Below are 20,619 nucleotides of genomic sequence, written 5' to 3'. Positions count from 1 at the left end.
CCCATTATGGCTGTAAAAAAATTAATCCTCATCATTTTCTTTCTTATTCTGTATCCGCTTAATGCCCAGAGAAAAAAGACAGATACGCTTTATGTGTACGAGAAAGTCATTGTTTATGATACCGTTTATTTAGAAAAAGCCTTAAAAATAAAACCGGCTGGTATCCATTCCGAACCTTTGGTGATTTCTGATATGAATACGGTTCCTGAGGTACCAAAATTTGAGTATATTACAATCACAGACACAACAAAAGGATTAAAGATTAAAGCACAAAAATTCGAGTTTGGTGCGGAGACCGGAATGGGTTTAAAAAACAGCAGCTGGGCTAAAGAATCATCTGAAAAGAGCCAGCAGACTGGGTTCAATGCAGGAATCTGGATTTCAGGAAGTATTTATAAACGATTTTCGCTGATGCTTTCTGCCCATATTTATTACTGGAATTCTACTTTTAGCCTTGATACCAACAAAGCAGAAACCTGGCTGGACGGATATTATTTTACAGAAGACAGGCAGCCGCTTCTATTCCAAAAATTCAATGATAAACATTTGGAATATGCATTACAGCTGAAATTATTCTACGAATGGAAAAAATTCAGACCTTTTATAGGTATTTTGGCCAATCAGAATGTCTACAAGATGCAGTTTATGGTCCCTGAAAATAATGTTCTGAACAAGCTGGATGATTTTAAGTCCAAAGAAATCAACTTCGGATATTCTTTTGGAATCCAATACCGGATCATGCGCAAATTTCTTCTGTCTTTAGAGTATCAGGAATACAAAATGAGGAATATTTCGTTAAAAAACTCTGCTTTTAATTTTGACATTTTTAAGACTAATAATACCTTTGCTGAAAGGAAAATCAACCTGGGAATTTCCTATACCATTTCCAGCTGGTGATTTTCAAAACCTATCTATAATTAATGATTTATTTCAAACTTCCTTTCGACGAAATAGTATATTCAACTGATCTGCAACAAGACAAAGAATCCGTGAGTTTTCAGTCTTTTGATCTCTTGAGGCAGATTATTTTTGAAGGTAATATCATCAATGCTTCCGCGCAGTTTGAGCACGATACCATTACGAATGAAAATCTGCTGAAAGATGAAAGTCATTTCAAAGAAGAAACCAAAGACGAATATATAGAGACGCTTCATCAGGTCATTGATGTCATTAAAGATCATGACCTTCCTAAACTCGTCTACTCAAGAAGGAAAATATTCACCGGCTTTAACGGAATCGATTGTAAGGAAAGTTTTAAAAAGCTGTGTGCTTCGTATCCCAATGCATTCAGATACATTTTCAATGATGGGCAGAACGCCTGGATGGGTGCTTTTTCAGAGACTTTGGGAAAATTCAATAAAACGACCCATCAGTTTGAAACCATGAGCCTTGCAGGTACACTTCCGGTTCCTGAGGAATGGACTGAAAAAGAAATTGAGGAACAGAAACCTGTAACCTCATACATCAAAGACATTCTCGGGAATTATTCAGAAAATATAGAGCAGTCGGAAACATATGATCATATTTCAGGCAACATCAAGCATCTCCGCACAGATTTTAAAGCTAAAATACAGCCTGAAGACCTCGACAGCCTGATCAATGACCTTCACCCTACTCCGGCGGTATGTGGTATTCCAAAAGACTTCTGCAAAAAGAACATCCAAGAACTTGAAAAATTCCCGCGAGAGTTCTATGCGGGTTATAGTAAAGTGGAAACAGAGGAAAGCGTTATGTATTTTGTGAACCTCAGATGCGCAAGATTATACCGGGATTCTGTACACGTGTTTGCAGGTGGCGGAATCACAGCACAAAGCAATCCGGAAAAAGAATGGACGGAGACGGAACTGAAATCTGAAGCGATTTTAAAAAATCTGGTTTTTTAGGGCGGCGGTGGCTTCGGGAGCCTCCCCAAGACTATTCTTCGTTTTATTTTTAAATTGATACTAAGATTTTATACGCTGCACTGGTGGCTTCGGGAGCCTCAGCCACCCAGTAATATTCGCGCATTATCTGCTTTAGTCAGTTGTAAATAATGCAGGGAAAATGGTTGGTGGCTGAGGCAACCGAAGCCACCATTCACCAACAAAAAAACCTCCTTCACTTGAAAGAGGTTATATATAGAATAATGTGATTCTTAAATTATTTCTTCACTCCGATTCTGCTCCATGTATCCAGTACAAACAGCAAAATAAGACCAAGAACTGCTGAAGCGATTGAAAATACAAACTTCAGGTTATCTTCTGATAAAAGATCCGTCTGCCAGTCCAATGCATAAAGATTGATGGCGATAAAGACGATAAACACAACTAGAAATACTTTATAAAACTTCTGCATGATTCTTAAAAATTAATATAGTTCTGCACCAATTGGGCAAAGTTAGCGGTGAATAATTTTATTGAAATCGCTAAAAGGATAATCCCGAAAACCTTCTGAAGAATAGACAAGGTAGCCTCCCCCATTTTGTTTTCCAGCCACTTCGCTGATTTCAGCACCAAATATACGAAAATTGTATTGAGAACAATTCCTAAAATAATATTAATATCATGAAATTCAGCTCTCAGGGATAAGGTCGTTGTAAGAGTTCCTGCTCCTGCTACCAGAGGAAATGCAATAGGGACAATGGATGCAGCCTTTGCTTCAGTAGTTTTATTGATCTCAATTCCGAGAATCATCTCAAGGGCTATGATAAAAATCACAAAAGCTCCGGCAATCGCAAACGAGTTCACATCTACCCCGATAAGTTTAAGGATTTTATTTCCTACAAAAAGAAAAACAATCATAATGGCTCCTGCAGTAAGGGAGGCCTTTCCCGCTTCAATCTGTCCGAATTTCTGCTGAAGACTTACCACAATAGGAACGGAGCCGATAATATCGATTACGGCAAACAGAACCATAAAGCATGTAAAGATCTCTTTAATAGAGAAATCATTGAATATTTCCATCTCTTTGTAATTAATAATTTCGCAAAAATATGAAAAATAAATGATTATTTGCTAATACGTGAATACAAATTAACAACAGCCTTTAAAAGTTCGTCTATCCCTTCTGCTGATTTTAATGGTGAATATTTCTCTATCTGAATTCTCTGGGATAAATTTCTGTATTCCTCCGCAACTGAAGAACCTTTCTGGGTTTCCAGAAATCCTCTGAAATCCTCTGAAGAAGTCTGATTATACTGCTTTCTCAGATCCAGATCCATCTCTTCCAAAGTATCGAAGAACCGGGTATAATCTCCGTTATCCTTTAAATTTTCAAGATAACTGAAATAATCGTTTATGTCTGTCTTTAATTTTTCTCTGATCTCTCTTTCCGTTTCAGCCACAGAACCAAGAGGTTTCGGAGATGCCGTTTCTCTAACTAGCGCTCGTTTTTTTTGCCAAGTCTTAAATAGAAGATAGACAATAACAAGCCCTATCAGAATTGCAATATTGGTTAAAAGTATATTCCAGTGGAATTTGCTTTTTTCTTTTACTTTAAGGGTAGTCGTTTTCAGAACCGGTGTATCTACCGTTTCTAAAAGCGTGTTCGTGTATTCGTTTACTTTTTCAACCGTTGTACGGGATTCCAGGATCTGGTCATGGGAGAATGCATTCAATGCAAGGGTTTTCTGCCCAAGGTCTACATACTCACGGCTGGCCGGATCAAAGAAAGCAAACTGTTCGGTCTGGATGGAAATGGCACCCGGTTTTTTAGGAACCACCACATAATTGGCGAAGATCTCTCCTTTCATCCCTGTAGTTCCGGGAGCTACGTTGGTCGTGATTTTCGGGCTGAAAACTTCATAATCCGGAGATGAAACAATCTTCGGAAGGTACATATCAGGAAGGTTTCCTTCTCCCGAAACTTTTACAATCACATGAATAGGCTTTTTAACCTCTACTTTTTCCTTTGAAGCATTATATACATTCACGCTGAAATTCCCCACTGCATTTTTAAAGCATTCAGGGGATCCTTCCGGAAGTTTCTTTACATTTAGCTTTACTTTATTGGAAACAATTTTGTTTTTATTGGAATAAGAGCTTACCGATGCAGATACGGACGGAACTTCCACATACCCTGCTTCATTCGGGAATACCATAAATACCGCTACAATCTGGGAAGCCATATTTCCGGCTCCCGTAGGATCAATTTCAGATTTATTAAGGCTTATAGTGTGTACATTGATATTTTCCTGACTCGGAAGACGAACGTCCTTCACTTTTCTGAAGTTGTCCATGCTTTTAGAATATACTCTCAATACAGCTACTGTGGGCTGATCCTGATACACCTCGCGGTCTTCAATTTCCATATTCAGATACACCTCATTGGAAACATTGCTTGCCAGAGATCTTCTGTCAATAATATCCTTGATGTTAACGTCAAAAGGCTCTGTTTTATAGATTCTGTTATTAAGCGTTACCAATACCGAACCGATCTTGATTTTCCCTTTTTTCTTAGGCTCAAGAGCAATTCTGGATACTTTCTGGGTAATAAGCGTGTTGGTAGCTGGATCAATGACCGTATTGGTTACGGATCCGCTTCCAATAATATTGAATTTGGAAAGATCCGGAAGCTGAAAACGGGTCTGCGGTTCAAGGTCTATCCCGTTAAGTTCAAGAACAATGGTAAGATTTACAATATCCTTTCCGTTGTATTCTGCTTTATCAGATTCCATGTAAAGGTTAACCTGTCCGTAAGAAATTACGGATGCAAAAATAAATAATATGTAAATCAGTTTCTGCTGCATCACCAATCTTTTTCGTTGCTCTGCGGCACCGAATAAGAATTCTTGTTTAAGATTTTTCTGGCGGTTTCTTTTTCTTTTTCGCTTACTTTATCTAATATGGCGTTTTCAAGGTTTTTCGGCATTTTCCCTTCATCATTCTGGTTGTCTTTAGGAGTATCTCCTTTGTCACTTTTCCCTTCATTCTGCTGGCCGCTTCCCTGATCCTGCTTTTGATCTTTCTGGTCGCCTTTCTGATCGTCATTTTTATTCTGATCATTTCCGCCGCCGCCTTTTCCTGAGTTATTCTGTTCGTTTTTCTGTTGCTGCTGTTTTTCTTTTTCTTTCAGCTTGGCAATTTCATAATTTTTCCGGGTGGCTTCGTTATAAGGATCCTGTTTCAGGGCCTGCTTATAATAGTCAGCTGCTTTTTCCGGCTGGTTCATCTGCATGTAGGTATTCCCAAGGTTATGAAGAGCCGCAGTTTTATCCGGCAGTGTCTGAGAAAGCTTCTGTGCCTTGTCAAATTCTGCTTTAGCTTCTTCGTATTTCTTGCTTTTATACAATGCATTCCCCAGATTATAGTGAGCTGTAAAATCCTTTTCATTGGTTTTTAAAGCTTCCATGTATTTAGAAGACGCTCCGTCATAGTCTTTACCATTGAATTTCTGATTGCCTTCATAAACCAAAGTTCTGTAGTTTTCCTGCCCAGACATGACGTTTGAGAAGCAGAAAGCAATAAGAAACGATAAAAAAATGATTTTAGTATTCATTAACTGCAAAATTATTCGTTTATATGTTAATAAACAGACTTTTATTTGTTAAAGTTCGGTTAAAGTATTATTTAAATTCTTGATAAACAATAGATAAAAATCTATACATTGAGATCTTTTTTCGGGTTCAATATATAAATTAAAAAGAAAAAGAAAATAGATACAATTAAAAAATATTGATAATAATGATTGGCGTTCTGAGATCTCACCAAAGTCTGTGCAGAGGATGATTTTTTATTCATCGCATCAATGATCTTATCCGGAGCTTCATTGATGTTATTTCCGTCGATATAATCTCCTCCCGTGGATTCCGCCATTTTTTTAAGGGCTTCCGTCTGTCTTTTTGAGATTACCGTTCCGCCATCCATATCGGTCTTGTAGCCCATCAGCTGTCCGAACACATATTCAGGTACGGGTGCTCCCTCATCTGTCCCAATGCCTACGGATGTGATGGATATTCCTTCTTTATTAGCCAGTCTGATGGCAGCATTGTCGTTCCCTTCATTATCCTCGCCGTCACTCAGCAGAATGATTTTCCTTGAACCTTTGTTTACATTTTTAAACTTTTCCGCAGCAGCCTGCATTCCCTTTAAAAAATCAGTTCCCTGAACTTTCATGGAATTGGTTTCCACAGCACTGATATAGGTTTCCGCAGAGCCGTAATCTGTAGTAAGCGGCATAATGGAAACCGCTTCACCCGCAAAAATCACAATTCCGATCTTATCATTCTTCATCTTCTGCATTGTCTGGATCATCAGATTCTTGGCTTCTAAAAGTCGGCTGGGTTCAACGTCTTCCGCATTCATAGAATTGGAAACATCCAGCATAAAGATCACATTGTTCAGTTTCTGGTTGGTTTTCACCTCCTCCGAACCGTTCAACAGATCGATGATGGAAAAGATCAGGAAAAGAGTTCCCAAAAGATATAATGCAGGAAAGAATTTTACAAATCCTGACCTGTTTTCAAATAATTGATCATGAAAGCGGCTGTCTGCAAAAATTTCCCTTCTTTTCTTTTTCCATCTCAGAAAACGGATCAGAAAGAATGAAAGCAGCGGCAACAGCAGCAGCAAAAGTAAATACCAGTAATTTCCCAGGGACCAACTCATCAGCTTAAAAATTTATAGATTACCCATCGCAGCAACGCATCAAAGAACAGCATTCCCAGTGCGATCCAAAGGAAGATTTTAAAATATTCGTCATAATTATACAGCTTGGAAACCTTGATATCAGATTTTTCCAGCTGATTGATCTCGTCATATACTTCCTCCAGGCTGCTGTTGGAAGTCGCTCTGAAGTATCTTCCGCCTGTAAGCTGAGCTACTTCTCTTAACGTATTTTCATCAATAGTCACTGCTGTTTCAGTGAAAATAAGATCTCCGAAAATATCCTGTGAAGTAGGCATCAGGGCAAAACCATTGGTTCCTATCCCGATGGAATATACTTTTATATTGTTGTTCTTGGCCAGTTCTGCAGCAAGCTGCGGCGGGATGGCATTCTGAATATTGCTTACCCCGTCCGTCATCAAAATCACCACCTTACTTTTAGCTTTACTTTTAATAAGATGATTAACGGCTACGGAAAGTCCTTCACCAATAGCTGTTCCGGGTTCAAGACCTGCAGAATTAAGGTTTTTAATTTCGTCTATCACGACCTGATGATCCGAAGTTACCGGCACTTTCGTAAATGCTTCCGCAGCATAGGCCACCACCCCGATCCTGTCGTTCGGGCGTTTCTGGACAAATTTCACGGCAATATCTTTCAATGCGGTGATTCTGTCGGGAGTAAGGTCTTTAGCCAGCATACTCAGGGATACGTCAATGGAAAGCATAATATCAACGCCTTTGGTATCATCCCTGTCCTGGGAAACCGTGAAGGTTCTCGGTCTCGCCATGGCGATAATCAGCGCAGAAAGAATGATGTATTTCGAGACTTTAAGCAAAGCCAGCACAGCAAGAATTCCCCCGCTGTCTGCCATATTCTGGACAGTAGGAACTTTAATTCCCTTCTTTTTCTTTCCTCCTGCATCTTTAACCAGAAGCGGGATGAACAACAGAAAAAGCAGCAGGAACCACGGACTGTAAAATTCAAAATTAAACATCCTTTCTTAAGTTTTCAAATTCTAAATCCTTTGATGATCTTTTCACAAAATCCCGGATATCTGCAAAATCTTTTTCCATAGTCGTCTGATCGGGGAAGGTTTTGGCAAATTTCACCAGGTCTCCCCTTAAAAATACTTCTTCCACTATTTTCTCGTTCTCCTGAGAAATGGTATTGTTCTTTTTCATGACGTCGATAAGGTCGTCCGTAAGCAGAACATCCGCCGGAAGATGGTATTGTTTCGCAATAAATGTTCGCGATATTTCTATTAATTCAACATAGAACGAACGGAAATTCCCGCCTTCGATGTATTTTTTCTTTTTCAGGGAATCCAGTTCTTTTAAGGTCTGGTTGGTAGCCACCACCGGTGAGCTCTTTGATTTCCTGCCCCATTTGATAAACATAATGACTGCAATAATGAGTGCGATAACCGCTAAGGCTGCAAGAATATAAAATTTATACAGTTCCCAGTAATCCTTTGTTTCAAGTTTTACTTCCTTATTGTTCATGATATCATTGATCTGGTCTGCCTTTTGGGCCGTATTGATCACATCAATCTCGTAAGGAATGGTTTTCAGAATTTTCCCGCCTACATTGAATTCCAGCTCAGGAATAGTGAATTTCCCTTCTTCATACACTGAAAATTCAATTTTTCTCTCGTATAAATTCTGGTTCTGTCCGATGCTGTCTTTAATCTCCTCAAAATGGAAAGGCAGCAATTCGTTTTTAGGTGCAGAAACCACCTGCAGCTCATGAACATTATCAATTTTAATAACCAAACGGTTCACTTCACCCAATGCGAGGGTTTTCTTCTCAAGATTGGAAGACAGGATCTGCGAAAAAGCGGTTCCACAGATTAAAAAAGAAAGTATGAATAGTATTTTTTTCAATTTCAAATAATAGAGTTAAGGCCTGGCCTTTGTTATTTAAATTTTACTTCTTCTGAAAATAATTATACAGCATTTTTGAATAATCCGCACCGGTGCTCATATTCATAAAACTGGCCGAGCTGTTGGCAAAATCTTCCTCCAGAGCACGGACTTTCTGCTTCTGGGCTTCGGCAAATGTATATCTCCATCTTGCGCTGGAAGTATTGGCCCAAACCTCTTTTCCTGTTTCGGCATCATATAAAAGAGCATAGCCTACATCAGGAATTTCGTTGTCTTTTTCATCATAAATCCTCATGCCCAGCAGCTGATGCTTTTTGGAAGCCACACGGAGCATTTTTGAATCATAGGTATCTTCAAAATCCGAAAACAGAAAAACCAGAGACTTTCTTTTGAAAATCCCCATCATGTATTCCATTGCCTTATCAACCTTCGATACGGCCGGGACATAATCCGCGGTCAGGATATTGCTGATAATGGAAAGAATATGCTTCCTTCCTTTCTGCGGCGGAATAACTTTATATACTTTATCTGCAAACAGAATCAAACCTACTTTATCATTATTTCCTGCAGCCGAAAATCCGAGACTTGCAGCAATTTCTGCCACATATTCTCTTTTAAGCTGGCCTTTGGTCCCGTAATCCATGGAAGCTGAGATATCTACCAGAATCATCATGGTCAGCTCTCTTTCTTCTTCCATTACTTTCACAAAAGGTTCGCGGAAACGGGCGGTTTTGTTCCAGTCGATTCTTCGGATCTCATCTCCGAACTGGTACGGGCGGACTTCTGAAAAAGTCATCCCCTGCCCTTTAAAAGCACTGTGATACTGCCCCATAAGTGAAGCTTCCGTCTTCTTTCTGGTACGGATTTCTATCTGCTTTACTTTTTTTACAATATCTTTTATTTCCATAGTGTGTTGCGGAGTTCGGGTTGCTGGTTACGAGGTTCGTGTCCGGGTGGCGTGGTGAATTACGCTTCCATCCTCTAACTTCTAATTTCTAATTTCTAACCTCTAACTTCTACTCCCTCATTTCAATTGAAACATTCAGCCATTCGTTATCAAATTTCGGGCTGTATTTCTTATAAAAATTAATAGCCGGCTCATTCCAGTGCAATACCTGGAACACCATGCCGCTGTATGTATTGGATTTTCCGTATTCCAGAGTGGCCTCAAAAAGTAACTTTCCGATCTGTTTTCCTCTCATTTTTTCAGTTACGACAAGATCTTCAAGATACAGTCTTCTTCCTTTCCAGGTTGAAAATCTGTCATAATATAAGGAAATTCCTACAATTTCGTTGTTCAGTTCAGCTACAAAAGCTCCCCATACCGGAGATTTCCCAAAGCCGTCTTCGATAAATTCGTCTAAAGTTAAAGTCACTTCATGAAGTGCTTTTTCATATTCTGCCAGTTCACGGATCAGCTCCAGCATAGGAGCACAGTCTTCCTGAACCGCTTTTCTGATCACTACTTCACTCATTACGGTGCCTGGATTTTTGCTAAAATTCTGCTGACAATCTCTTCTGCGGAAATTTCTTCTGCTTCAGCTTCGAAAGTAAGCCCGATTCTGTGTCTCAACACATCCTGCGCCAGAGCTTTCACATCTTCAGGGATCACAAAAGCTCTTCCCTTCAGAAATGCATACGTTCTGGATGCAATCGCCAGGTTTATGGATGCTCTTGGAGAAGCTCCGAATCCGATATAGTTTTTAAGATCAGAAAGTCCATAATTTTCAGGATAACGCGTCGCAAAAACCATATCCAGGATGTATTTTTCGATCTTTTCATCGAGATAAATCTGATTGATCAGTTCTTTGGCATCCACAATATCCTGCAGAGATATCACCGGTTTGATGACAGGCTGATGGGAAGTGGAAACCATTCTCATCACGGTTCTTTCATCTTCGAAATTAGGATAATCTATTTTGCATTTCAGCATGAAACGGTCACTCTGAGCTTCCGGCAGCAGATAAGTTCCTTCCTGATCAATCGGGTTTTGGGTAGCCAATACCAGAAACGGTTTCGGAAGTTTCATGGTTTCATCACCAATCGTTACCTGTTTTTCCTGCATCACTTCCAGCAAAGCTGACTGTACTTTTGCAGGGGCACGGTTGATCTCATCCGCCAGTACAAAATTGGCAAAAACAGGACCTTTTTTTATAGAAAAATCATTGTCTTTAATATTGAAGATCATGGTTCCCACCACATCTGCAGGAAGCAGATCGGGTGTAAACTGTATCCTGGAGAACTCACCGTGAACGGCTTCAGCCAGGGTTTTGATCGCTAAAGTCTTTGCCAGTCCCGGAACTCCTTCCAGAAGAACGTGTCCGTTCCCCAAAAGGCCTACCAAAAGGCGGTCTATCATATATTCCTGTCCAATGATCACTTTGTTGATTTCCTGCCTCAGAAGGGAAAACAAGTAGTTTTTTTCTTTTACTTTTTCCGTCAACTGGCGGATATCTTCGGCTTGATATGTATCTGACATAACTTTAATTAAAAATAAGTGGTAAATTTCTGATAAATACTGGCATTAATCAACATAATGAATGCCATTTTTGAGTTAAAGTTTGTTAAATATTCCCATATCAATAATGAGTCCGGCTGAATACAACCGGACTTATATTGAATAAAATAATTAAAAGACAGAATGTTGCAGCGATAATCTGCTGTGAATTTTGAGTCAAATATCAATTCTGCTGCGCAGGTGAATTATGAAGTCAATTGTCAATTTTGCTACGCAAGTGAATGGTCAAATGTCAATTCTGCTGTGCAGGTCAATTGTGAATATATGTTCTTATAAAAATTCACTATTGACGATTGACAATTCACCATCTAAAGTTTGGTAATTGTAATGGTAAATACATTTTCCGGCATATCAACCGTTTCTTCGTAAGCTCCAACATTAATGAAATATTCCGTTCCTGCGGTGGTTGTAAAGGTGTATGTTTCAGCTGCACCTCCGCCACCGTTATCCATGGCTTTTACACAGGTAAAACTACCGCATGCGCCACTGTATATATCCATCTGAGGATCGTAAGTGCTTCCGGTAGGCATTGTTATTTTCACTGTAAACTGGCCTCCATCTCCGGTAAACTTAAACCAGGTTCCGTCATTCATTGCATCAGCACATGAGGTAATAAATCCGGCATTGTTGGTTGCAGACATGGCGTCAGTCTGGGTATAGGTATAAGGAAAAGCTGAAGCAGCAAAAGCTCCTGAACATGCGTCATTGGCAGGTACCGGAGGAATTGTTTTGAACATAATATCCGAACAGCCTGAAGATTCGATGCTTCCTGAAACTGAAGAAACCCTGAGGTAATATGTTGTATTGTTATTCAAGGCGGCTGGTGGAGTAAAATTAGTTCCTGTTACCACCTGCTGGTTAACAATATCTGTACCTCCTGCTGTGGTGCCTAAAGAAACTTTATAGGAGTCTGCTCCTGAAGCGGCAAGCCATTTAAAATTCGGGTTTAAAACAATGAAGTCTGCATTGTTCAGCGGATACGTCACAAAAGGACATGCAGGCGTCGGCTTAGGTGCCAATCCCAAAACACTAACCGCTGATTTGTAATCTGCTCTGATTCCTCCCGGAGGCGTTGCAGGGTCCACAACAGCAAGATCCCCTTTATAGAACAAGGTAGAATTTGGAAGGTGATTATATACGCGAAAAGCTTCATCAAAGTTATTGATATCAATACTTGGAGAATTTTCTTTTGCGGCTATGACTAAGTTATCTGTATTATTATAAGCAAACGGTGTTGTAAAAGTAACATCAACTTTCCCGTTGCTCACCGTTACATTTCCTGAAAAAACCTGAGTCAGCTGAGCAGCAGGAACCCAGTCTGTACCGGATGTAAATGCTGTTTTTGTGGTATGCCCGAGATAAACGTTCCAGTTTGAAGATTCGGTAATGGTTGCCGAAGGATCTACATAAAAGGATAAACCTGTAATATTTCCTGCAGCATTGGCATTAAGCTCCTGTTTAAGGTAGATCTGCTGAACATAAGAATAGGAAAAGAAACTGCTTATGGGTGCGGTTCCAACACTTGTACTTGAAGTGTTAATGTGTATTTGGGCGTTAAACACCGATATGATCAATAACAAAGATAGAAGTAGAGTTTTTTTCATAATCAATAAATTCAATGCAGAATGCGTTGCTAATTTAAATATAAAAATTTAACTTTTATAACAAATCTGATGAATTAATTACAGATATTAATGGTTTAAATCAAAAATTAACAAGTAATGTATAAAAATAATCAATTTTGTCATTTTACATTAAAAAAATACACTTTAATTTCAATTAATTTTACATAATCAACAACAAACAAAGGTTTATTTTAAAAATATAATACACAAAATCAAATTAAACCATATATTTTAATATATTTGTATCAAATGCTAGTAATATGTACAAAAAGCTATTTTTTCTGAGTATTCTTTTTGCAGGACTCTTTAAATCACAGACCAACAGGATCGACGTGATTTCACAGGCTGTTTATTATGACGGTTATGCACCCACAGTATCCCATCCTGTTCCTCCTGGTTTAATCCGGCTTTCCAATACCAGATACGCAAGGAAACTTACTGATGCGGAGCTCAACTCTTTTAAAGCAAAAATTGCCATGAGGGTAACTATCGGAGCTTTGTGTGATAACTATGACCGTCTGGGAAGTGTGTTTCTGGCGATGGTTCCCAAAAACCAACCCACTTATACGGTCAATGATGCCGATGTAAAGAGAATCGAAGTAGGCAGGTATATCACTCCGTTTATGAACAAAAACCGTTCACCGCTGGAAGTTCCCTTCACCTATGATTTAAGCAATTTGTACAGCATATTTCATGATACAGCTTTGCGTACCACCCATGATATGTATATGGAACTGGATGTTTTCGGTGTTCCTTATGCTGCACAGAATGAGGTGGCAGGATGCAGCGGCAGAAACGATGTGTTTGCAGGAACCCTGAACTTCTTCTCCACAGATTCAGGAGCAACGGCAACAGATTTCAACACGCTGGCACCTATCTTAACCTATAATAAACTAAATAACTATAACAGCACCGATGTTACGGGAGAAACAGTAAGGATTGTCAGCTTCAATCTGCCTAATGCTGTTACCAATGCCCGTTTCTATGTAATTTCTACTCCTCATGGCGCCAACAGCGGCGGTGAAGAATATGTAAGAAGACAAAATTATACCTATATAGATGATGTACAGATGCTGACGTATACGCCGGGAGGAATTTCATGCGAACCCTTCAGAGTGTATAACACACAGGGTAATGGAATTTACGGTGCCACTCCTAGAACACTTGCGGGATGGACTTCATGGAACAACTGGTGTCCAGGAAATTCTGTTCCTATCAGAGGATTCAGTATGCCAACAATAGCAGCGGGAAATCACACTTTGAAACATACCATACCAACGGCTGTTTTCAACCAGCAGCAGGGAGATGTTTATCTTTCCGTTTATATGCAGGGTAAAAGCAATGCAGCTTTGGGGGTAAAGGATGTAAAAACAGTGGATGTAAGCATTTATCCAAATCCTACGGCTGATTTCGTTAATGTAAAATCGAAGGCAGATGTGGTTTCAATCAGTCTTTTCGGGATCGACGGAAGAAAATTATCCGAAAACTATGGCAAAAACGGAATAGATCTTTCGCCATATACGCCAGGTGTTTACTTTTTAAATATTGTTCTGAAGGATGGAATAACTTTTAAACATAAAATCATTAAAAAGTAAAATTTTAATCTTCTGATCTGAAAACTATACAAGCCCTTTCTTTGATTATTCATAGGAAGGGCTTATTTTGTTATATTTTTTAACACAAAGATTTTCCAGCTCTGCCTCTTAGCTTTAGGGAAAACGAAGAGGCGTGGCTGCACAGCTGAACAAGCAAACATTTTACCCATACGCTTCATCGAATCAATTTCAATTGATTCTTACCTTTGCTTTCCAAGAATATAAAGTATGATCTTAAAATCTTTGCGTTTAACAAAACCCTACCCATCTTTACTGTATATATTATCCTAATTTTCTTTCAAAACTTATTATTTGTTGATATTATTCTTTCTAAAACGCAAAGTTTTTTGAAAAATGTGTTCTACTTTAAGGTTTGCAAAGGAAGGCAGCTGCGCTGCTGATGAAGCTGTATGGATAACCGTCCGCTTAATCAAATCAACTTGTTGATTCTTAGCTTTGCTTTCCTAGAATATAAAGTATGATCTTAAAACTTTGCGTTTAACAAAACCTTACCCATCTTTACTGTATATATTATCCTAATCTTCTTTCAAAACTTATTATTTGTTGATATTATTCTTTCTAAAACGCAAAGTTTTTTGAAAAATGTGTTCTACTTTAAGGTTTGCAAAGGAGGGCAGCTGCGCTGCTGATGAAGGTGTATGGATAACCGTCCGCTTAATCAAATCAACTTGTTGATTTTTCCTATAATATAAAGTATGCTCTTAAAGTTTTGCGTTTAACAAAACCCTCTCCATTTCTACCGCAGTTTCTATCCAGATTTTATTAAAAACTTATTATTCAGGAGAAAATTTTCATTAAAACAGGATAGTAATCTCTTCCGTTTTTAATGCCTTAAAAATTTTTGCTTTAATCCTTCATTCAAAAAATTGTCATTTCCAGTTTATTAAACTATTTTTGGTGATTAAAAATTTTGCAAAATGAATTATCATTTTCAAGCACACAGACAGGTGAGAAAGAACCTTTTAGGCATCCTGCAGAACACTTCCCACGAAGATCTTTTGCTGATTCCCGATGGTTTCAACAATAATATGTACTGGAATATTGCGCATACGGTTGCTACCCAGCAGCTGCTGCATTATTATCTGAGCGGAAATCCGTTCAGAATAGATAAATACTGGATTGAAACCTACAAAAAAGGCACGCTTCCAAACCTGAGTGTACAAAAATCTGAAGTGGAAGACCTTGAGTTCTTACTCACCGAAACTTCAAAGATTTTGATGAAAGATTATGACAGCGACTTCTTTTCGGACTACACTCCATACACCACAAGTTTCGGGATGGATCTGAAAAGCATCCAGGATGCCATCATCTTCAACAATATGCATGAAAGCCTTCATTACGGCTACATCATGGCACAAAAAAGAGCGATATTGGGTGAAAGTGGAAGATAGTGAGTATTTGCTGCGCAAGTCAATGGGCAATTGTGAATAAAAACAGCCTCCAAAAAAATTGACTTACGAAGTATAATTCACCCTTGACCATTCACCATATAATTTATAATACATTTTCAATGAAAGACGATTTTATTTTCGGGCTGCGTCCCGTGATTGAAGCCATAGAAGCAGGAAAAACAATTGACAAGATCTTTGTGCAGAATGCACTTCAGGGTCCTATTTATGCTGAGCTGAAAACCATTTTAGCTAAAAATAAAATTCGTCCCAACTATGTTCCGATTGAAAAACTGAACCGTTTTACCAGAAAAAACCACCAGGGAGTGGTTGCTTTTATTTCTGACGTTCCGTTTCACAGAGTGGAAGATCTTGTTCCTCAGTTATTTGAAGAAGGAAAAACACCTTTTCTACTGATTCTTGACAGACTGACAGATGTGAGAAACTTTGGAGCGATCTGCAGAACCGCAGAATGTGTGGGAGTAGATGCTATTATTCTTCCGGAAAAAGGAGCAGCACCCATCAACTCTGATGCTATTAAAACATCTGCTGGAGCACTTTACAATATTAAAATCTGTAAGGAACCTAATCTTGCCCATGCGGTAGATTTCCTTCAGCAGAGCGGTATTTCTGTATTTGCAGCTACTGAAAAAGCTCAGAAACTGATCTATGATGTGAATTTCACAGAACCTTGCGCAATTGTGATGGGTAATGAAGAAACCGGAATTTCAAAAGAAGTGATGCATCATTCGGATGAAAAAATAAAACTTCCTATTGAGGGAAAAACACAGTCTCTGAATGTTTCTGTAGCCTGCGGAGCCATTTTATATGAAGCCGTAAGACAGAAAATCACAGCAGTTCCGAATCCTTAATCAGCCGGACACGGGTATTTCAGGCTGATGTTTATGGTATCGTTATTGATACAAAGAACAGGAATATCAGTACAATTTAAATTTAAAAAAATTCGAATGAAAAACGTAGCAGCATTAATGCTTATCTCATCTATAGCTTTAGTATCTTGTAAAAAAGAAACAGCAACCATCACTAAAGTAGATCCTAAAACAGGAAAAACAGTTACTGTGGAAGTTCCTGCCGATTCTGTAGCCAAAGTAGCGAAAAACCCTGCCATTAAAGATTCTGCGGGAGTTTTCACTCAGACCTTTAAACTGGAAAAGGGGAAGACGTATCCTCTTACCACGTATCAGAGAGACGTTAAAACCATGGAAGATCCTCAGGGAAAAACCATTACTGCAACAAGTGAGTCTACAGATGAAATGAATTTCGTTGTAAACGATATCAAAGGAAATGTATATGACATGACCCTTAATCTTGTGGCTAAAAGAAATTCACAGAATGCACAGGGCAAAACAGTGGTAGTGGATACCAAATTGGCTATTCCAAAAGAAGATGATCTTAAAATGATCTGGAATATCAACAAAGCGCTTACCGGAAACAAACTTAACATGAAAATGGACACGAAAGGAAATGTGATCTCCATTACAGGTTTTGATGCGGTATATACCAAAGTAACCAATGCGGTAGGAACCCTGATCAAGGATGCCAACCAGAAAGCCAGTGTTGTAGCCAGCCTTAAAGAAACTTTCAATGAGAAAGTACTGAAAGACCAGCTGAATAAGAACTTAACGATTATTCCTAAAAAAGGAGTAAAAATAGGAGAAAAATGGACCATTTCCGAAAATGCGGACGCCAGCGGAACCCTTAAAGTAACTTCAAACTACATTTTGAAAAGCGTAGGAAACGGAGCTGCCGAGATTTCTGTTACCGGAGGAATTCCTAAAAAGACAGAAAAGAAAACCCAGGGGCCTATCACCCACAGTCTGAGCAGCGAGCTTGCACAGAACGGAACCATTAAGTTTGACCAAAGTACAGGATGGATCACCAACCAGAATATTGATGTAAAAACTACACAGATCGAGACTATTTCAGACGGAAAACAATCCCAGTCTATGAAAAGCATCTCCAAGTCTTCTGTGATGGTAAATCCTTCTGCAAAATAATTGAAATAACGGAGTTTTAGAGTGTGTTTGGGAGCTGGAGAGTTGGAGAGTGAGAGCGTTTTAGGGTTAGAGAGTTTTAGTGTTTGATGAATATTATAAATTCACAAATAACCAGCAACTGACAACCAGCAACTCTTAACAGTGAAACACACTTTAAAAAGCTTTTAATTTAAATTAGAAATTATGAAGTACATTCTTGAATTAGTACTCGCAGCCATTATTATTTTCTTTGTGTGGAATATTCTGAAAAGGGTTTTCTTTAAAACTTTTTACAGCTACAGATTCAATAACCATAAGAACAATAACGGGCAGCAGGATCTTCACAATGCAAGCAAGAATAAACAGAACCTCAACTGGGATGCGGAAACAGTTGACTATGAAGAGGTAAAAGAAAGTAACAACAAAAGGTAAAATTCCAAGAAATAAAAGATAATAACCAGCATGGCTAAAAATAAAAACTTAATTTATATTGCAATTTCATTAGTTGTATTTATAGTTTTAGCATTTTTATACTCCACTCCTGTTTTTTCAGGGAAACAACTTTTTCAGCATGATATCGTACAGTACAGAGGAGGCGCAAAAGAACTCCTGGACTACAGAGCCGATACCGGAAATGAAACCTACTGGAGTGATTCCATGTTTGGCGGGATGCCTACTTATCAGATGGGAAGCCAGTTCAAAGGCGACATCATCAAGCAGATAGACAGAAACCTGAATTTCCTGCCAAGACCGGTGAATTATCTGTTCCTGCTGTTTGCAGGATTCTTCTTCCTTGGAATGGTAACCGTCAGAAACTGGAAATACGCTTTACTGGGCGCTACTTTCTTCGGTTTATCCACCTATTTTTATATTATTATTGCGGCCGGCCATAATGGTAAGGTCAATACGATAGAATATTTTGCACCGCTTTTAGCCGGAATTATATTGGTTTATATAAGGAAACAGTATATCTGGGGATTCATTGCCACTACCCTCTTTATGGGGCTTCAGATTGCAGCGAACCACCCGCAGATGACGTATTACCTTTTCCTTGCCTTAGGATTTTTATTCCTGTCCGAGCTGGTAAGAGCGATCCAGAAAAAAATTCCGATGAAGCATTTTCTTATTTCATCAGGAATTATTGCCGCTTCATGCGCAATCGGTGTTGGAATGAACTCTCAAAGGATCATGGCCAATTCCGAATACATCAAAGAAACCGTACGTGGAAAGCAGATTCTGACGAATGACAGCCATACTTCAGGAAAATCAGGAATGGATAAAACCAGCATTCTGATGTGGAGCTATGGAAAACTGGAAACGCTGAACCTTTTCATTCCAAGACTGATGGGTGGCGGAAGCCAGGAACCGGAAGCCAAAGAAATGATGAACAGGGTGCAGGAACTTATCCAGGAAAACGTAGGTTCACAGGCTGAAATGGACAGAATTTCAAAAGGATTCAATGGAGTAACCTATTGGGGAGACCAACCCGGAACATCCGGTCCTGCCTATCAGGGTGCTGTAGTATGTTTCCTTGCGTTATTAGGATTTTTCTTTGCCTGGAAAAAATACCGTTACTGGATTCTGGGCGCTTCCATTCTGACCGTTTTGCTGGCATGGGGAAGCAACTTTATGCCGCTGTCTGATCTCTTCATTGATTATGTTCCTTTTTACAGCAAATTCAGAGCCCCTTCTTCTATATTGGTGGTAGTGGAACTATTATTCCCGTTAATTGCTGTGATCGGGATCTACAGATTCTTTACTGATGAAAAACTGACCGAAGAATACAAAAAGAAAATCCTTATGTATGTAAGCGGAGGAACTTTAGGACTTTTACTGATCCTTCTGCTTTTCGGAAAATCACTGCTTGGTTTTTATACCGATAGCGAAAAGACCTATTTCCCGCCATTCCTGTTGGATTATCTTGCTGAGGAAAGATTTAAATTATTCAGAATTGATGCCATCAAGGCATTGATCTACGTTGGGATAACGGCTGCCGTTCTTTTCATGACCATGAAGAAGAAACTGAGCCAGAATATTGCTCTGATCATCATTGGAGCCGTGAGTTTATTTGATCTTTGGACAGTCAACAAACGTTATCTGAATGATACCAATTATGTAGACAAAGTTTTCGCTGAAAATCCGTTCCAGACGGAAAGCTCAGATCTTCTGGCAGAGAAAGTAGAAGGAAATCCGAACCTGGAATCTATTTTAGCCAATGTAAACGTTAATAAAACCCTTGAAACCCTTGCTGAGAAAGATAAGACGCATTACAGGGTTTTCAATAATATTTTAGGAACATTCAGCGAGACCAATACGTCTTATTTCAAATCGTCCATCGGAGGTTATCATGCCGTAAAACTGAGAAGATATGATGACGTGATCAATGAATATTTCCAGACCATGGATTCTGTGAAAGTACCGAATGTCCTTAACCTTCTTAACGCCAAATACTGGGTAGTGGGAGGACCTGAAAAACCTCAGGCTATGCCGAATCCGAAAGCCAACGGAAATGCATGGTTTGTAAGCGACCTTAAATTCGTGAATACGCCGGATGAAGAAATTAAATCTATCGGGGTAATTGACAGTAAGAAGACAGCGGTTATCGCTTCATCAGACAAGTCATATTTCACTAACAAACCGGTTCAGACAGATTCTGAGGCATTTATTAATTTAACAAAGTATCAGCCTAATGAACTGGAATTTAAATCTCAGTCTAAAACCCCTCAGCTGGCCGTATTTTCTGAAATTTATTACCCTCACGGCTGGAAAATGTTCGTAGATGAAAAAGAGGTTCCTTATATCAAAGCGGATTATCTTCTTCGTGCAGTACATGTTCCTGCAGGAAATCATCACATCAGAATGGTCTTTGAACCAGAAGTGATCCAAAAAGGAAAATGGTTATCCCTCTTCTGCTTCGGATTGTTTATCGCGCTGAGTGCATTCGGGATTTTCTGGATGAATAAGAATAAGAAAAAAGAACAGTTGGCTGAACAGACTGTTTAACGTTTAA

At 39.0% G+C, this 20,619-nt stretch carries 19 protein-coding genes; 8 read left to right on the top strand and 11 right to left on the bottom strand.

The genetic code is table 11. The features are described 5' to 3' along the window. Nucleotides 1–6 precede the first annotated feature (6 nt). Together JET18_RS04515 and JET18_RS04510 are read left to right on the top strand one after the other, a co-directional pair. Complete coding sequence (locus JET18_RS04515; protein ID WP_202089415.1) at nt 7–897, top strand: outer membrane beta-barrel protein; 891 nt, start codon at nt 7–9, stop codon at nt 895–897. A gap of 23 nt (nt 898–920) precedes the next feature. Further along, on the top strand, nt 921–1,883 hold the full coding sequence (locus JET18_RS04510; protein ID WP_202089414.1) for a chorismate-binding protein: 963 nt from the start codon (nt 921–923) through the stop codon (nt 1,881–1,883). A gap of 256 nt (nt 1,884–2,139) precedes the next feature. On the opposite strand, the gene JET18_RS04505 is transcribed toward JET18_RS04510, so the two are convergent. The 11 genes from JET18_RS04505 to JET18_RS04455 form a co-directional block, all read right to left on the bottom strand. Then, nucleotides 2,140–2,334 (bottom strand): hypothetical protein, encoded by a 195-nt coding sequence (locus tag JET18_RS04505; RefSeq protein WP_034728849.1) that lies wholly within the window; start codon nt 2,332–2,334, stop codon nt 2,140–2,142. Nucleotides 2,335–2,339: 5 nt separating this feature from the next. Beyond that, nucleotides 2,340–2,942, bottom strand: a complete 603-nt coding sequence (locus JET18_RS04500; RefSeq protein WP_202089413.1) for a MarC family protein — start codon at nt 2,940–2,942, stop codon at nt 2,340–2,342. A gap of 44 nt (nt 2,943–2,986) precedes the next feature. Next, nucleotides 2,987–4,726: a BatD family protein gene (locus JET18_RS04495; RefSeq protein WP_202089412.1), complete on the bottom strand. Its 1,740-nt coding sequence runs from the start codon at nt 4,724–4,726 to the stop codon at nt 2,987–2,989. After that, nucleotides 4,726–5,475, bottom strand: coding sequence for a tetratricopeptide repeat protein (locus tag JET18_RS04490; RefSeq protein ID WP_202089411.1), 750 nt, complete (start codon nt 5,473–5,475; stop codon nt 4,726–4,728). The genes JET18_RS04495 and JET18_RS04490 overlap by 1 nt, the downstream gene beginning before the upstream one ends. 101 nt (nt 5,476–5,576) lie before the next feature. After that, nucleotides 5,577–6,584 carry a vWA domain-containing protein gene (locus JET18_RS04485; RefSeq protein ID WP_202089410.1) on the bottom strand — a complete coding sequence of 336 codons (1,008 nt, stop codon included), beginning with the start codon at nt 6,582–6,584 and terminating at the stop codon, nt 5,577–5,579. After that, nucleotides 6,584–7,576, bottom strand: a complete 993-nt coding sequence (locus JET18_RS04480) for a VWA domain-containing protein (RefSeq protein WP_202089409.1) — start codon at nt 7,574–7,576, stop codon at nt 6,584–6,586. Before JET18_RS04480 ends, JET18_RS04485 begins: the two co-directional genes overlap by 1 nt. Then, entirely contained in the window at nt 7,569–8,465 is an 897-nt protein-coding gene (locus tag JET18_RS04475) for a BatD family protein (RefSeq protein ID WP_202089408.1), read from the bottom strand. Before JET18_RS04475 ends, JET18_RS04480 begins: the two co-directional genes overlap by 8 nt. Nucleotides 8,466–8,508: 43 nt before the next feature. After that, nucleotides 8,509–9,372, bottom strand: a complete 864-nt coding sequence (locus JET18_RS04470; RefSeq protein ID WP_202089407.1) for a DUF58 domain-containing protein — start codon at nt 9,370–9,372, stop codon at nt 8,509–8,511. 109 nt (nt 9,373–9,481) lie between these two features. Further along, nucleotides 9,482–9,940, bottom strand: coding sequence for a GNAT family N-acetyltransferase (locus JET18_RS04465; RefSeq protein ID WP_202089406.1), 459 nt, complete (start codon nt 9,938–9,940; stop codon nt 9,482–9,484). After that, nucleotides 9,940–10,944 carry an AAA family ATPase gene (locus JET18_RS04460; RefSeq protein WP_202089405.1) on the bottom strand — a complete coding sequence of 335 codons (1,005 nt, stop codon included), beginning with the start codon at nt 10,942–10,944 and terminating at the stop codon, nt 9,940–9,942. Before JET18_RS04460 ends, JET18_RS04465 begins: the two co-directional genes overlap by 1 nt. A gap of 347 nt (nt 10,945–11,291) precedes the next feature. Then, entirely contained in the window at nt 11,292–12,587 is a 1,296-nt protein-coding gene (locus JET18_RS04455; RefSeq protein ID WP_202089404.1) for a hypothetical protein, read from the bottom strand. A gap of 281 nt (nt 12,588–12,868) precedes the next feature. On the opposite strand from JET18_RS04455, the gene JET18_RS04450 reads away from it, so the two are divergent. The 6 genes from JET18_RS04450 (at nt 12,869) to JET18_RS04425 (ending at nt 20,612) form a co-directional block, all read left to right on the top strand. Beyond that, on the top strand, nt 12,869–14,203 hold the full coding sequence (locus tag JET18_RS04450) for a peptide-N-glycosidase F-related protein (RefSeq protein WP_202089403.1): 1,335 nt from the start codon (nt 12,869–12,871) through the stop codon (nt 14,201–14,203). Between the two features lie 938 nt (nt 14,204–15,141). Beyond that, nucleotides 15,142–15,615, top strand: coding sequence for a DinB family protein (locus tag JET18_RS04445; protein ID WP_202089402.1), 474 nt, complete (start codon nt 15,142–15,144; stop codon nt 15,613–15,615). A gap of 119 nt (nt 15,616–15,734) precedes the next feature. Next, the gene (gene rlmB, locus JET18_RS04440) at nt 15,735–16,484 is read left to right on the top strand and encodes a 23S rRNA (guanosine(2251)-2'-O)-methyltransferase RlmB (RefSeq protein WP_202089401.1); all 750 of its coding nucleotides are present in this window, start codon (nt 15,735–15,737) and stop codon (nt 16,482–16,484) included. 96 nt (nt 16,485–16,580) lie between these two features. Further along, nucleotides 16,581–17,630, top strand: a complete 1,050-nt coding sequence (locus JET18_RS04435) for a DUF6263 family protein (protein ID WP_202089400.1) — start codon at nt 16,581–16,583, stop codon at nt 17,628–17,630. A 183-nt stretch (nt 17,631–17,813) separates the two neighbouring features. Beyond that, entirely contained in the window at nt 17,814–18,041 is a 228-nt protein-coding gene (locus tag JET18_RS04430; RefSeq protein WP_202089399.1) for a hypothetical protein, read from the top strand. 30 nt (nt 18,042–18,071) lie between these two features. Beyond that, on the top strand, nt 18,072–20,612 hold the full coding sequence (locus JET18_RS04425; RefSeq protein ID WP_202089398.1) for a YfhO family protein: 2,541 nt from the start codon (nt 18,072–18,074) through the stop codon (nt 20,610–20,612). The last annotated feature ends 7 nt before the right edge of the window (nt 20,613–20,619 follow it).

It is taken from the genome of Chryseobacterium endalhagicum (assembly GCF_016745235.1).
Lineage (GTDB): Bacteria > Bacteroidota > Bacteroidia > Flavobacteriales > Weeksellaceae > Chryseobacterium > Chryseobacterium endalhagicum.
The sequence above is the reverse complement of the archived record's forward strand: the minus strand, read 5'-3'. Positions and strand labels throughout refer to the sequence as shown.